This window comes from Streptomyces sp. NPDC046977, from assembly GCF_040644455.1.
Taxonomy (GTDB): domain Bacteria; phylum Actinomycetota; class Actinomycetes; order Streptomycetales; family Streptomycetaceae; genus Actinacidiphila.
Genome location: NZ_JBEYWO010000002.1, coordinates 128,875 through 141,723, shown reverse-complemented (window position 1 = coordinate 141,723; position 12,849 = coordinate 128,875). Strand labels below are relative to the sequence as shown.

18 protein-coding genes, 1 pseudogene and 1 riboswitch are annotated in these 12,849 nt (G+C 71.8%); of the genes and pseudogenes, 13 read left to right on the top strand and 6 right to left on the bottom strand.

The features are described 5' to 3' along the window. The first annotated feature begins 5 nt into the window (after window positions 1-5). On the top strand, window positions 6-2,009 hold the full coding sequence (locus tag ABZ883_RS03160; RefSeq protein ID WP_360900589.1) for a DUF6114 domain-containing protein: 2,004 nt from the start codon (window positions 6-8) through the stop codon (window positions 2,007-2,009). A gap of 185 nt (window positions 2,010-2,194) precedes the next feature. Here the strand turns inward: ABZ883_RS03160 and ABZ883_RS03155 are convergent, their stop codons facing one another. The 3 genes from ABZ883_RS03155 to ABZ883_RS03145 all read right to left on the bottom strand — a co-directional run bounded on the left by ABZ883_RS03155 (window position 2,195) and on the right by ABZ883_RS03145 (window position 3,346). After that, the gene (locus ABZ883_RS03155) at window positions 2,195-2,416 is read right to left on the bottom strand and encodes a DUF2277 domain-containing protein (protein WP_360900586.1); all 222 of its coding nucleotides are present in this window, start codon (window positions 2,414-2,416) and stop codon (window positions 2,195-2,197) included. A 25-nt stretch (window positions 2,417-2,441) separates the two neighbouring features. Continuing rightward, window positions 2,442-2,825: a hypothetical protein gene (locus ABZ883_RS03150; RefSeq protein WP_360900583.1), complete on the bottom strand. Its 384-nt coding sequence runs from the start codon at window positions 2,823-2,825 to the stop codon at window positions 2,442-2,444. Window positions 2,826-2,911: 86 nt separating this feature from the next. Next, complete coding sequence (locus tag ABZ883_RS03145) at window positions 2,912-3,346, bottom strand: very short patch repair endonuclease (protein ID WP_360900581.1); 435 nt, start codon at window positions 3,344-3,346, stop codon at window positions 2,912-2,914. A gap of 224 nt (window positions 3,347-3,570) precedes the next feature. Here ABZ883_RS03145 and ABZ883_RS03140 point away from each other — a divergent pair, with 224 nt between their 5' ends. The 3 genes from ABZ883_RS03140 to ABZ883_RS03130 all read left to right on the top strand — a co-directional run bounded on the left by ABZ883_RS03140 (window position 3,571) and on the right by ABZ883_RS03130 (window position 4,687). Next, window positions 3,571-4,050, top strand: a complete 480-nt coding sequence (locus ABZ883_RS03140; RefSeq protein WP_360900578.1) for a hypothetical protein — start codon at window positions 3,571-3,573, stop codon at window positions 4,048-4,050. A gap of 18 nt (window positions 4,051-4,068) precedes the next feature. Then, window positions 4,069-4,311, top strand: coding sequence for a hypothetical protein (locus ABZ883_RS03135; RefSeq protein ID WP_360900575.1), 243 nt, complete (start codon window positions 4,069-4,071; stop codon window positions 4,309-4,311). A 151-nt stretch (window positions 4,312-4,462) separates the two neighbouring features. After that, window positions 4,463-4,687, top strand: a complete 225-nt coding sequence (locus ABZ883_RS03130) for a hypothetical protein (protein WP_360900572.1) — start codon at window positions 4,463-4,465, stop codon at window positions 4,685-4,687. Between the two features lie 16 nt (window positions 4,688-4,703). Here the strand turns inward: ABZ883_RS03130 and ABZ883_RS03125 are convergent, their stop codons facing one another. Then, window positions 4,704-4,940: a hypothetical protein gene (locus ABZ883_RS03125; RefSeq protein ID WP_360900569.1), complete on the bottom strand. Its 237-nt coding sequence runs from the start codon at window positions 4,938-4,940 to the stop codon at window positions 4,704-4,706. Window positions 4,941-4,968: 28 nt separating this feature from the next. Between ABZ883_RS03125 and ABZ883_RS03120 the strand changes: the two are divergent. The 4 genes and pseudogenes from ABZ883_RS03120 to ABZ883_RS03105 form a co-directional block, all read left to right on the top strand. After that, window positions 4,969-5,264 (top strand): annotated as a pseudogene (locus ABZ883_RS03120) (DEAD/DEAH box helicase family protein); the annotation flags it as partial. A gap of 6 nt (window positions 5,265-5,270) precedes the next feature. Then, window positions 5,271-5,498, top strand: coding sequence for a hypothetical protein (locus ABZ883_RS03115; protein WP_360901675.1), 228 nt, complete (start codon window positions 5,271-5,273; stop codon window positions 5,496-5,498). Window positions 5,499-5,642: 144 nt separating this feature from the next. After that, the gene (locus ABZ883_RS03110; protein WP_360900566.1) at window positions 5,643-6,131 is read left to right on the top strand and encodes a hypothetical protein; all 489 of its coding nucleotides are present in this window, start codon (window positions 5,643-5,645) and stop codon (window positions 6,129-6,131) included. Between the two features lie 14 nt (window positions 6,132-6,145). Next, window positions 6,146-6,376 carry a hypothetical protein gene (locus ABZ883_RS03105; protein WP_360900563.1) on the top strand — a complete coding sequence of 77 codons (231 nt, stop codon included), beginning with the start codon at window positions 6,146-6,148 and terminating at the stop codon, window positions 6,374-6,376. Window positions 6,377-6,406: 30 nt separating this feature from the next. On the opposite strand, the gene ABZ883_RS03100 is transcribed toward ABZ883_RS03105, so the two are convergent. Next, complete coding sequence (locus ABZ883_RS03100; protein ID WP_360900560.1) at window positions 6,407-7,282, bottom strand: PfkB family carbohydrate kinase; 876 nt, start codon at window positions 7,280-7,282, stop codon at window positions 6,407-6,409. Window positions 7,283-7,451: 169 nt separating this feature from the next. Between ABZ883_RS03100 and ABZ883_RS03095 the strand changes: the two genes are divergently transcribed. After that, complete coding sequence (locus ABZ883_RS03095; protein ID WP_360900557.1) at window positions 7,452-8,213, top strand: DUF6227 family protein; 762 nt, start codon at window positions 7,452-7,454, stop codon at window positions 8,211-8,213. A 115-nt stretch (window positions 8,214-8,328) separates the two neighbouring features. Continuing rightward, window positions 8,329-8,610 carry a hypothetical protein gene (locus tag ABZ883_RS03090; protein WP_360900554.1) on the top strand — a complete coding sequence of 94 codons (282 nt, stop codon included), beginning with the start codon at window positions 8,329-8,331 and terminating at the stop codon, window positions 8,608-8,610. Between the two features lie 121 nt (window positions 8,611-8,731). On the opposite strand, the gene ABZ883_RS03085 is transcribed toward ABZ883_RS03090, so the two are convergent. After that, window positions 8,732-10,036, bottom strand: a complete 1,305-nt coding sequence (locus ABZ883_RS03085; protein ID WP_360900551.1) for a M23 family metallopeptidase — start codon at window positions 10,034-10,036, stop codon at window positions 8,732-8,734. A gap of 11 nt (window positions 10,037-10,047) precedes the next feature. Then, a riboswitch (cyclic di-AMP (ydaO/yuaA leader) is annotated at window positions 10,048-10,187 on the bottom strand. Window positions 10,188-10,960: 773 nt separating this feature from the next. On the opposite strand from ABZ883_RS03085, the gene ABZ883_RS03080 reads away from it, so the two are divergent. The 3 genes from ABZ883_RS03080 to ABZ883_RS03070 all read left to right on the top strand — a co-directional run bounded on the left by ABZ883_RS03080 (window position 10,961) and on the right by ABZ883_RS03070 (window position 12,797). After that, window positions 10,961-11,131, top strand: coding sequence for a hypothetical protein (locus tag ABZ883_RS03080; protein WP_360900548.1), 171 nt, complete (start codon window positions 10,961-10,963; stop codon window positions 11,129-11,131). 35 nt (window positions 11,132-11,166) lie between these two features. After that, window positions 11,167-11,784: a hypothetical protein gene (locus tag ABZ883_RS03075; RefSeq protein ID WP_360900545.1), complete on the top strand. Its 618-nt coding sequence runs from the start codon at window positions 11,167-11,169 to the stop codon at window positions 11,782-11,784. Window positions 11,785-11,909: 125 nt separating this feature from the next. Beyond that, complete coding sequence (locus tag ABZ883_RS03070; protein WP_360900542.1) at window positions 11,910-12,797, top strand: helix-turn-helix transcriptional regulator; 888 nt, start codon at window positions 11,910-11,912, stop codon at window positions 12,795-12,797. Window positions 12,798-12,849: the final 52 nt, after the last annotated feature.

Here is a 12,849-nt window from a genome sequence, read left to right as displayed (position 1 = left end):
CCACCTTGATCCCACCGAGGAAAATCCGGTCCCGCTTCCGCTTCTGGCGCCGTTCCCGGCCCTTCTGGGCAGGCTTCTGGACCCTGCTCGCGGGCCTGGAGATCCTCTCCATCCCGCTCGCGCCGCTGTCCCTCATGATCCACGAGGGCATCGCGGGCGTCTCCGGCCTGCTCATGGGCGTCTTCCTGATCGTCCTGGGCCTGACGATGTGGTTCGCGCCGCACTACCGGACGTTCGCGGGCATCGCCACCCTGATCTTCTCCGTCGCCTCCCTGGTGCTGTCGAACTTCGGCGGCTTCCTCATCGGCTTCCTGCTGGGGGTGATGGGCGGCGCGATGGCGGTGAGCTGGGTGCCGTACGGCGACGGCAACGGCCGCTGGGGACGGGGGCGGCCGGTACCGGACTGGGGCGGCGGGGGCGGTACGGACCCGGCGCGCGATCCGGAGACCCCGGGCCCGAGCGGCGGACCGGGGGAGCCTGAAGCCCCGGAGGGACCGGAGCCGCCGGACGCGCCTCCGGTCGTACCGCCCGCCGCGCCCCCCGCCGAACCGCAGCCGGGGACGAGCGGCCGCGCGCGGGCGGGCACCGCCGCCGCAACCGCGGCCGCCGCACCGCGGCCGCGCACCGTCGCGAAGCTGCGCGCCCTGGGCGTCATCCCGGTGGGCGGGGCCCTGCTCGCCGGAGGGCTTCAGCCGATGGCGCCGCCCCTGCCGCACGCGCGGCACAGCGCCGACGGGCCGCCGTCCGGCGCGGAGGCGACCCGGCGCGCGCGCGAGGCGATCTGCGGTGTCCTGGACGGGCTGTACCACGCACGCCACCCCACCGTGCACGGCACCGGCACGGCGAAGGAGGTGCGGGCGGGGCTGCATCTGGGGGTCGAACTGGAGGCGCCGGTGCCGGTGCACGGGAAGCTGGACGTCGGGCCGGCGCCGAGGGCCGCGCCGCCGGTGCCGTCCCAGCGCCGCGCGGCCCCCGTCCCTTCCCCGTCTACCCCGTTTTCCCCGTCTTCCCCGCCTTCTCCGCCTTCTCCGTCGGCGGGCGGCGGAGGGTTGCTCGGCGCGGTGTCGGACCTGCTCGGGCTGCGCGGTACTCCCGCCGCATCCTCCGCGCCGCCCGCGCCGCGCGCGGAGGAGGCCCCCCGGCGCGCGGCGCCGCAGCGCGGACGGGAGGCCCACGGCAACGACCCGGGGAAGAGGAGGCCGCAGCCGCCGCACGTCCCGACCGGCATCCTGTCCGGCAACACGATCACCCCGGACAGCCTGCTGGACCTGATCGTGCCCCGGCCGCCCGCCGACCGCGGCATGGACGCGCCGTTGTCGCTGCTCCCACCACGCATCCGCGTCGGCGGCAGCACACCGGACTCCCCCTGGTGCCTGCCGCAGGTCTCGCTGGAACTGTCCATCGGCGCCGGGCGCTACCGCGGGACGGGCCTCGCCGCCGAGCAGCCGTTCCGGGTCCGTACACCGCTGCTGGTACTGACCGGGCTGACGTACCGCGGCATCACGCTCGTCCCCACCCGGCACGGCCCCGAACGCGTCCTGGTCTTCACCGCCTGGCGCGTCGACATCGCGAACCTGCGCCAGACCGCGGGACTGCTCTCACCGGCCTGCGCCCGCGGCCGCGCCGAGCACTGGACGCCGCCGTTCCACGGACTGCCCGGCCTCGCACTGCCGCTGCTGGACCTCGGACTGCCCGGCATCGGCCACGTCTCACCCGTCCCCACGCCGTGGGCGCCCTGCCAGGGCGAGCTGGAGACCGACGGCCGACCCTGGAGCACGACGACGGCCACCGGCCGCCCGGTCGTCCTGCTGACCCGGGTGCTGAGCGGCAACCTCCTCGGCCTGCTGCCCGTCACCTTCACCCCGGACATGCCACCCCCGCTGCCGCCCGGCCTGACGATCCCGATCCCGCTGTTCTTCACGCAGGTCGTGACCTACATCCAGCTCCTGCGGGCGAACCGGCTCACCATCCCGGGGCTGCACCAGTACGTGTCACTCCCCGGCCGCTGACTGGCAGACGACCGCGCTGGCCAGCAGGACGGCGGTGAGCGCGGTGACGACGAGGGCCTTGCGGACAACGGACATGGCGTACCTCAGCGGAGCGGTGGGCGGACAGACCGATACAAGCAGGCGACAACCTACCGAAATCGCCCCCAGGCCCCGAAGGACACGCCCTCGCCGCCACGCACCGGCCGCTAGGCCGAAGCCTGCTGCCCCCGCACCTCGATCCCGGCGAGCAACTCCCGCGTGGCGGCGGTCACCGCGTCCACGGCCTCCTCGAAGACCTCCCGGTTGTGCGCCGCCGGCGCCCGGAACCCGGAGATCTTCCGCACGTACTGCAGGGCGGCCGCCCTGATGTCCTCTTCACTGACGTCGGTCGTCATCGGCGGACGCAGCGTCTTGATGCTTCGGCACATACGACCAGTGTGCCCGGCCCCACTGTCACGCCCACCCCGCCCGCGGCCGCCGGCCCCACCACCAGCCGCCCGCGCCGCCGGGCGCCTCGTCGTCCTCCACGGTCAGCTCCATGTACCGGCCGTCGACCTCGCCCAGCGCCTCCCCGTACACCTCCGCCACGGGCCCGGGCAGCTTCCGCACCAGCCCGGCCACCCCGTCCCGGCAGCCCAGCTCCCCCCGCTCCGTCACCCGCCCCACCTCCAACCCCCGCACCACCCGCTCCCACGCCTCCAAATGCACGCGCGCCTCCCTCAGCACGCTCCCCTCCACCTCCCACAGCGCCGCGTCCCCCACCCCGTACGGCGCCCGCCGCAACGCATCCAGCGCCTTCTCGAACCCATCGGTGACCGGGGTCTCGCTCGCACTCATGGGGCCATGCTGCGCCCGCGCGGCGCGACGCGCCTGCTGCGGGCGGAGGGTTCGCCCCGTCACGCCGCGAGGCCCGACACGTCGCGTCAGGACGACGCCGCTCGGGCCGCCCGCCGAGCCGCCACCGCGTCGGCAACTCGATGTGCGACCTCTTCGGGCGATTCGTGCTCCCAGAACCTCAGGACCGTCCATCCGGCCGTGTCCAGGTGGGCCGTGGTCTCGAGGTCGCGTGCCATGTTCCTGTCGAGCTTCGCGCGCCACCACTCGGCATTCGAGCGCGGACTCGTCGCGTGCTGCGGACAGCCGTGCCAGAAGCACCCGTCGAGGAACACCGCGATCTTCAGCTTGCCGAAGACGATGTCCACGGTCCTGCGCGGCATGCCCGGAACGGGAACGTGCACCCGGTAGCGCAACCCGCTGCCGTGCAGTATCCGGCGAACGGCCAGTTCCTGTGCGGTGTCGCGGGAGGTCTGCCGGCTCATGCGTGCCGCGACGGCCGGTGACGATGCTGTCGGGGGCATGGCACCAGTATGGCCGCGTCGCCGAACCTCCGGGGCGGGTACCCGGCCGACGAGGTGCCGTGCCGTTGGTCCTCGCCTGATCCTGTTGCAGAACCGCCGCTTGAAGGTTCCTGCACCACTCCTCAGAGCGACCTTGTGTCACCGCCGTGCAACACCACGTACCCCGTGATCCACTCCCCCCGTTTCCGGTGCATCCGCAGTTCAAGAGCATCGGAGGAGTCCCCATGGAGCGAGCGAACGTCGTTGCGAGGCACGTCGCGCTGACCATCACGAGCGCGGCCGCCCTGTTCGTGGCGTCGGCATCACCCGCGTCGGCCTCGGCCATCGGCTACGGGAAGGTCGCGGGCTTCTGCTTCGACATGAGGGGGACCCAGATCTGCGTCCCAGCCACCACCATCGGGCACTTCATCCAGGGTTCGGGCCGCACCATCACACGTCAGGAGGCATCCATTCAGGACACTCTCGGCGGGGACACGGCAGGCGGCCGGTGGTGCAACTGGCGTATCGACTGGCGCTACTCCGACACGGATGGCCGCACGTATCTCACGAGTCGGGGCCCTGAACACCCCAAGTGCGCGTACGTGAGCTCGCTAGGCCGCATCGACACGACGCGACGGACGTTGAAGCACTACGGCAAGGCCTGCGCCGACTTCGTCGCGGGAGGGATCAGGCGCGGGACGCAGTGCCACAACGTCATCGACTAGCAGGCCAGGAGCACGACAATGAGCAACGGATTTCAGGGCGCACTACGCAGCAGGCTGGTGCGCTGGTTCCTGGCCGTGATCCTGAGTTTCGTCGTAGCCGCAATCTTCGTACCGCTGTGCCTGGCGTTGCTTCCAGGCAGTCTGGCGGACTCGCTGTCCGACGCCGCGGTCGGATGGATCGTCCTTGTCGCGGGAGTGGCGCTCAGCACTGTCGTGCTGTGGTGGACCTCGTCCCGCGACGACGCTCAGGGGCGCAACTAAGCCTACGGATACCGCATTCGCTCTCGCCCCACAAGCAACACCCGTGAATTGAGACTGCCATGAGCCCGTGTCGGGGAGTGTGGGCGGGCGTTGAAGCACTGACGGGAAAGTCCCGGTGCCTGGCAAGGTCACGAAGCAAGGCGGAATCCCCATGAGCGACAAGTCGTCGAACACGCGGCAGGGACGGTTGGTGCGGTGGATGCTGGCGGCGGGGGGCAGCTACCTGTGCGCGATGTTCGTCGTGCTGGGCGGGCTGTCACTGCTGCCGAAGCACACGCAGACGTCCCTGTCGGAGACCGCCGTGGGATGGGCCGTTCTGGGTGTGGCGGCGGCGATCTTCGTGGGGGTCGCGGGGCGGCGCAGCGGCAGGTCGTAGGACCGCCCCGGCGGCATCACGACCGCATCCACGCCCGCGTGCCGAAGGAGGCGCAGGAGCGGGGGGCGGTTTCGGCCGCGGAGCGGAGGATCGTCGTGAGGAAGGCGTCGGCGAGAGCGCCGTGGGACGGGCAGTCCAGTCGCCCCATCAGCCTGTCCGGGCTGAAAGTGCGTCCGTACCCGGCCCAGCGCGTCATGCTGGAGCGGCTGTAGGTCGAACGGGACGTCCACGACCGCCATCGGAATCTCCTCATCGCCGCGACAGGAACCGGCAAGACAGTCATGGCCGCGCTCGACTGCAGAAACCTGCGCAGGGTGCTCGGCAAGGGTGAGCTTAAGCTCCTCTTCGTCGCGCACCGGCAAGAGATCCCGAACAATCTCAGCGCACCTACCAGGACGCTCTCACAGATGCGAGCGTCGGCGAGTTCCTCGTCCGCGGCACGATCCCGGAGAACTGGACCCACGTCTTCGCCAGCGTCCAGTCTCTCAACGAGAAGGCGCTCGAAAGGTTTGCGTCAGACCACTTCGACGTCGTCGTCTTCGATGAGTTCCACCACGGGGTATCACCCACCTACCGCAAAATCGTGGACCACTTCGCCCCCTTGGAATTGCCGGGCGTGAAGGCAACGCCCGAGCGCACAGACGGCCGGAATGTCCAAGACGCGTATTGCAACGGCCGCATCGCCGCCGAGATACGGCTCTGGGAAGCACTTGAGAATGGTTTGTCGAGCTCGTTCCACTACTTCGACATCACCGACAAACGCGAACTGCCCGCCGACGTCTGGACGTACTCGGCGCTCGCCGTCGGCTGATCCTGTTGCAGAACTGCCGCTTGAAGGTTCCTGCACCACTCCTCAGGGCGACCTTGTGTCACCGCCGTGCAACACCACGTACCCCGTGATCCACTCCTCCCGTTTCCGGTGCAACCGCAGTTCAAGAGCATCGGAGGAGTCCCCATGGAGCGAGCGAACGTCGTTGCGCGGTACGTCACCCAGGCCGCCCTGGCCGCATCCACTGCCGTCGCCACGGTCATCAGCTTCTCGGCGCCGGCCTCGGCGACGGCAGTGGGGTACGGAAAGGTCGGAAGCTTCTGCTTTGACGTCAAGGGTCTGCAGCTCTGCGCCCCCGGAGCCACGATCGGTCACGTCATCAAGGGGAGGGGGCGGACAATCACCCGGGAGGAAGCGTCCGTGCAGGACATCCTCGGTGGCGACACCGGGGGCGGCAAGTGGTGCAACTGGCACATCGACTGGCGCTACTCGGATGCGGACGGGAAGACATACCTCATTCGGCCGGGTGCCATGCACCACTCGTGCACTTTCATGACAGCGGTTGGGCGTGTCGATGACTCTAGGCGGACGTTGAAGCACTACGGGAAAGCCTGCGCGGATTTTTTCGCCAGTGGTGAGAAGCGCGGGACCCAGTGCCACAACATCGTCGAGTAAGAGGCGGAATCCCCATGACCGACAAGTCGTCCAACGTGCGCGTGAGCCGACTGCTGCGCTGGTTGCTGATGGCGGGGCTGAGCTACATGTTCGCCATGTTCGTTGTGCTTGGCGGGCTGTCGCTGTTGCCCAAGCAGACGCAGATGTCCGTCTCTGAGGCGGCGGTCGGTTGGGTCGTCCTCGCGGTGGGCGCGACGCTCTTCCTCGTGATCGCGAACAAGACGAGCGGACGGAACAGGTCGTAAGCCTCGGATTCTGATGCCGCCCCGGCGGCCTCACGTCCGCATCCACGCCCGTGTGCCGAAAGAGGCGCAGGAGTGGGAGGCGGTTTCGGCCGCGGAGCGGAGGATCGTCGTGAGGAGGGCGGGGGTGAGGCGGGTGCGGACGTGGGTGAGGAGGGCGTGCGCCAGCGCGCCGTGGAAGATATCGCCGGCGCCGAGGGTGTCGGCGACGGTGGTGGGGGCCGGGACGGGGACTTCGCCGTCGGCCCACAGGACGGGGAGAGGGCCGCGGGTGATGACCGGCCAGCGGACGCCGGCGCCGCGGAGGAACGTGAGGACGTCGGCGGGGGACGCCGTGCCCGGGGGCCGGAAGTCGGCGGAGCAGACGGCGAGGTCGGTGTAGGGGAGCAGGGGGGCGGTGCCGGGGCGCCAGCTGCCGGCGTCGAGCAGGGTGGGGATGCCTTCGGCGCGGGCGTGGCGGGCTGCCGGGAGGGCCAGCGTCGGATGGTGGGCGTCGACCAGGACGAGGTCGGCGGAGGCGACGAGTGCCCGCAGGTCGCCCGGGGGTGAGGGCGGGACCGTTCCGGGGGCGGTGGCGTTCATGGAGGCGACGGCCCGTTCGCCGGTGGACTCGGTGACCAGGATCGTGGAGACGGCCGGCGGCTGCGGGGAGTCCGCGGTGAGGTTGAGGACGGCGACGCCGAGTGCCGCCAGGTCCTCGTCGATCGCCGCGGCCAGCGGATGGCCGCCGAAGGCGGTGAGCAGGACGGCGTCGCCCCCGAGGTGCGCGAAGGTCGCCGCGGCGTTGGTGGCGGGTCCGCCGGCCGCGATGAGCTGGGCGGAGGCGGTGAGCTTCTCGTTGGGGGCGGGGACGTGGCCGACCCGTGTGATGACGTCAAGTGTGCAGAGGCCTACGAAGAGCGCGCGCATGGGCGCATAGTGGCATCGGGCGGTACGGGAGGGGGGTCATCCCGTTTACGCGCCTCCTACGGGTGGGCGTGCACCATTTTTCCCGTACCCCCGACGCGGAGTGCTCACGGGCCACTACGCTGTGTGCTCAGCAATGGTGCGCGGGGAATGCCGTGAGCAGGAGGACCGCATGGGGAACGCGCGACCAGGTGGGGCAGGTCCGGCGGACGTCGAGGTGGTGCTGACGCGGGCGCAGAACGCGTTCGAGATCGACGACGTCGTGCTGGGGCGGCTGGCGACCGCGCTGATGGGCTGCACGGAGCTGGCGTCCTTCCGCCAGCGCAAGGGGCCGCCGCGGCGGCTGAGCCGGCGCACGCTGCGCCACACGTTCCTGCTCGCCGACGGCGGCACCCAGGTGCTGTGGGAGATCGAGCACAACACCGGGCCGGGCGAGGACCCGCTGTACGAGGTGTACGCCGACCCGGAGGTGCTGCTCGCCGCGCAGCACGTGATCGACCTGCGCTTCGGCGAGCCCGCGCCGCAGGAGCTGGAGGCGGAGGCCGCGGAGTGGCTGGCCCGGCTGCCGCGGTTCGGCCCGGAGGCGGTGCCCTGCCCGCGACAGTACGAGCGGGAGTACTCCGCCGAGCACGCCTGGCGGTTGCTGCGCCGCGCTGAGAACGGGGACGCGCCGGGCGACGACCTGCGGGCCCGGCTCGGTTCCGCGGTGGGCCACGACATCGCGTACGTCACCGGCCGGCACACCCGGATCGGGACCGGCCGGGTGGTGGGCTGGACGCTGTACGAGCACGCGTTCCTGCTCGCGAGCGGCGAGGAGCTCAGCCTGTGGGAGGTCGAGCACACGATGACGCCCGACGGGCGGCCGGTGTGCGAGGTCTACGTGGACGAGACGGTGGCCTGCGACTCGGCGGACGTGCGGATGGAGGCGCTGTAGCGCCCTTCCCGGCCCTCGCAGTGTGGCCGCGTGCCCCTGGGGTGCGCGGCCATCTCCCGTTGCGGGCGCTCCGCAGCCGGGGGAAATTGGGCGTAGAGGGAAACGGGAGGTTCCCATGACGGTCCTGGCGGAGGTCGAGTTCCCGGGCGTGACGGCCCTGCAGTACGAGGAGGCCAATCACCGCGCCGGATTCGGCCCCGACCATCCGCCCGCCGGGTTGCTGGCCCACGCCGCAGTGATCACCAATGACGGTCTGCGGATCGTGAACGTGTGGAATTCCGCCGAGGCGCTGGAGGCCTACCTGCTGATCATGATGCCCGCGGCCAAGGAGTCCGGGTTCCCGGAGCCGAGCGGGCCGCCGAGGGTCTCGGAGCTCTACAACTTCCTCGTGCCGTAGTAGTCCGCCGGAGTACGTCCGCCGCAGTACGTCCACCGGACAACGGACCGGCGGCCTGGTGTCGGGGGTGCCACCAGGCCGCCGGGGTCCGTGCGTACGACGTTCTTCTCAGCTCATCGGGTCACGGGTTCATGCCCATGCTGCGCAGCCACGGCATCGGGTCGATCGGGTCGCCGCCGCCGGGGCGGACCTCGATGTGCAGGTGCGGGCCGGTGACGTTGCCGGTCGCGCCGACGCGGCCGATGGTGTCGCCGGTGGAGACCTTGCCCGAGGTGACCAGCATCGAGGAGAGGTGGCAGTACCAGAGCTCGGTGCCGTCGTCGAGGGTCAGGATGATGCGGTAGCCGTACGAACCCGCCCAGCCGGCCTCGGTGATGGTGCCGCTGTGGATGGCCTTGGCGGGGGTACCGGTGGGGGCGGCGAAGTCCTGGCCGGTGTGGGTGTTGGCCCACAGGGAGCTGGACTGCCCGAAGCTCGCGGTGAGCGTGTACGAGGTCAGCGGCAGGGTGTAGCTCTTGGCGAGTTCGGCCAGGCGCGCGGCCTCGGCCTTCTTCGCGGCTTCCTCTGCGGCCTTCTTCTTCGCCGCGGCCTCCACGCGCACCTGCTGTGCGGCGGCGGCCTTGGCCGCCTTGGCGGCGGCCTCCTGCTGCGCGGCGGTGCGCGCGGCGAGGTCGGCGGCGTTCCGCTGCTGCTGGGCCTGGTCGAGGATGCGGGCGCGCAGCGCCTCGCCGGCGCCGGGGGTCAGGGCCTGGGCCACGGGCTTGGCCGTGGGCTCGCTCTCGAGCAGGCCGCCGATCCCGGGCACCTTGGAGACCTCGGGCATCTTGGGGAGGGAGACGGGGAGCGGGTTCTTGCCCTCGGCGGTCGCGACACCGCCGACACCGAGCACGGCCACGGCCGCGACGCCGAAGACCGCCGAACCGCGGCCCAGGGTGCGCTGCTTGGCCACGCGGTGCCGGCCGCGGACGGGGGCGGTCGACTCCTCGGTGGGGTTCCACGGCTCGGTGGCCGGCTCCGGCTCGCCGAACGGAGGGAGCGGCTGGGCGGTGTTCGTGTCCCGGGTGTCCGCCTCATGGGCGGGGCCGGTCTCGCGGACGCCGTACGCCTCGTCGAGGAAGGCGGCGGCCTCGACCGCGCTGCGCGGCTCGGGCACGGGGGCGACCGGCGTGAAGGGGGCGACCGGCTCGACCGGTTCGGCGGCGGGCTCAGGGGCGGCGGCGAGTGCCTCCTCGACCCAGCCGGCGGCGAAGTTCCACTCCGCGGTGTCCCAGCCGTCTATCGCGTTCTTCGTCGGCGGAGTCTGCTCGGTGGCCGGGGGGTTCCAGCCGGCGGCCATGTTCCACTCGGCGGTGTCCCACTCGGGGTTGGCGTACCCGGTCGTTTGGTGCTGTTGTCCGGGTATCAGGGCAGGCTCGTTCGACGCCACGCGGGCGCACTCCTTTCCTTCCTTCTCGCCTACCGGGTTAGCTGACGGGTTCGGAGCAGGAAGGTCTCCTACGAGGACTGTGCGAGCCCCCCGATTCACCCCAGGAAGTGGTTCCCCGGTTCCCGCGGACGGGATTCGGCAAGCGCACGGCGCCACCCTGGCGGGCGACGGGTGACCGCGCTGCGTTATCGAACGTTAATAGAGGCGGCACCCAATTCCAAGCCGCTTCGGCGAGTTCACAGCGGGAATCTATAGGGATGGAACGGTCAGAGGCGGACATTCCGCTGTGACTGCCGTGACCAACGAGATATGTGAGTGTGCATCAGTCGTTATGCGGAAGGGAGTGATCTGCTCACGAGGAGTGAGGATCAGCCCCGGGTCCCGGCCACCCAACACCCGCCCCCGGAAGGCGCCGAGAGGTCGCGGAGCACCGTCCGCGCCGGAGCGCCTTCCTGGCCTGCGGTGCACTTCACGCCACCCGTGAGGCCGGAAAGCGGTGGGGCGGACGGCCGCTGTTCGGGCCCTCGCGGAGCGCGGCGCCCGCCACGGAGGCGCGGGGCGTGCGGCGACGGGGGTCGCGGACCCGGCGCCGAAATTCCCCGGGCGTCCCACGGGTCACACGACGGCGCCGTGACCCTCGTCACTCTTGACACGCAACGGCTGCGTATGCGTGGGGCTGACGTGGCATCGAAAAGTGGCAGAACCGGGGCATAGCGGCCGTCGTGACGAGCCATAAGAGGCCATCGGACGCTGATGTGCCGTCAATGACGTGACCACTGAGGCCCGCGGCCGCCCCTCGGAGGAAGGCGCGCGGCCGGAGCCCGGTCCCGGGCGGCGGGGAGCCCCCACGCCCCCTATGCGACGGCCGCGCGGGTGCGTCATCATGCCCGAGTACGGCGGATTCGCCCGATCTTGGAGGCTGGCATGAAGCTGGGCAAAGCACTGGCCAAGGGCTACGCGGAGGAGACCGGCGACGAGCCGCCCGGTGTCGCGAAGGAGATCGACGTCGCGGCAGAGGTGACGGCCCGGACCGCCTCGTCGGCGGATGTCACGGCCGCGCAGGAGCCCGAGAGCGCCGAGGCCGCGGCCCGGTGAGGTACGGGCGCCGCTTGCCGGAGGAGCGGCCGGCGGTGCCGCCGACCGGCTGGAAGCTGGCGTTCCCCATGCTCTCCGCGGACGGCACGCGCGTCGGCTTCCGGGGCGTCTCCCTCGGTGGGCGCATCGTGTACGGCGTGCTCGACGACGCCCGGTGCGGCTACGGGAGACGGCACGCCAGCCCCGCCCGGGGCTGCGACTGCGGCTTCTACTGCCTCCACACGGCCGCCGAGGCGCAGGCGCTCACCTGCGCCACGGACTGCGGTGACGCGGTGATCCTCCAGGTCAGCGTGCTGGGCGCGTACACCCGGTACGAACGCGGCATGCGCTACGCCCGGCAGCGGGTGCGCACCGTCCGCATGGCGGCCTGCCGCTGCGGGCGTCCGGCACGCGTCTTCGTGCGCGACGGCACGGGCCTGCCCGGCTGGCGCACCCTCCAGGGCACCTGCCGCGCCTGCGCGGCGGGCCTGTGGGTGCTGGACCCGGCGGACTTCGGCCGGCTCGCGGGCCCCGGCGTCAACGTCACCGGTGAGGCCCCGCTCCCCGCCGACGGCCCGCCGTTGCGGCAGGAGCTCGCCGCGGAGGCCGCGGCCCTGCGTGCCCGCCTCGACCACTTCCAGGAACGCCTCCGCCATCTGGAGGAGGGCGTCTAGCCCACGTCCGGCCCGTCTCCCGGGATGCGCCGCCCGGTCCCGTTCCGAAACCCCTCTCGCGCCCCCGACCTGGGCCGGGACGCGGGGCCGGGCGCGTGCATGACCGGCCGCCCATACTGGAGGACATGGAGCACAACGCCGAGCTCAGGGAGTTCCTGCGGACCCGCAGGGCGCGGCTGAGCCCTCAGGATGCGGGGGTGGCGGTCAGCGGCACGGCGCGCAGGGTGCCGGGGCTGCGGCGGGAGGAGCTGGCTCGGCTCGCGGGCGTGAGCACCGACTCGTACACCCGTTTGGAGCAGGGCCGGCAGCACAATGTCTCCGACGCGGTGCTGGACGCCGTGGCCCGTGCCCTGCGCCTGGACGCGAACGAACGGGCCAGCCTCTTCGAGCTGGCGCGGCCGCGGCAGGCCGCCCGCCGCCGCCCGCCCCACCGGCCGCAGCGGGTCCGGCCCGAGGTGCACCGCGTGCTCGATCTGCTGGACGGCCGTTCCCCGGCCCTCGTGCTGGGCCGGCACGGCGACGTACTGGCCTCCAACCGGCTGGCCCGCGCCTTGATCACCGACTTCGACGCGCTCCCGCACCGGGACCGCAACCTGGCGCGCTACCTGTTCCTCGACGAGGCCGCGCGGGACCTGTACCGGCAGTGGGCGGCCTACGCCGCCGAACTCGTGGGCGCCCTGCGCGCGCAGGCCGCGCGGTACCCCGACGACCCGGGCCTGACCGAGCTGGTCGGCGAACTGACCATAAAGAGCCCGGAGTTCCGCGACTGGTGGGCCGACCAGGGCGTCCGGGAACGGACCCACGGCGTCCAGCACTACCACCACCCGGTCGTGGGAGACCTGACGCTCGCCTACGAGAACGTGGTCTTCCCCGCCGACGCCGACCAGTCCATGTGCATCCACACCGCCGAGCCCGGCTCGTCCTCCGAGGCCGCGCTGCAGCTGCTGGCCACCTGGACGGGCGACGAGGCGCTCAGGAACGGCGTCCCGCACCACGAGCGCGACCACCGCTGACACGCGGAAGGGGGGCGGTGCCCGCCGGCACCGCCCCCCTTCCGCGTGCTGA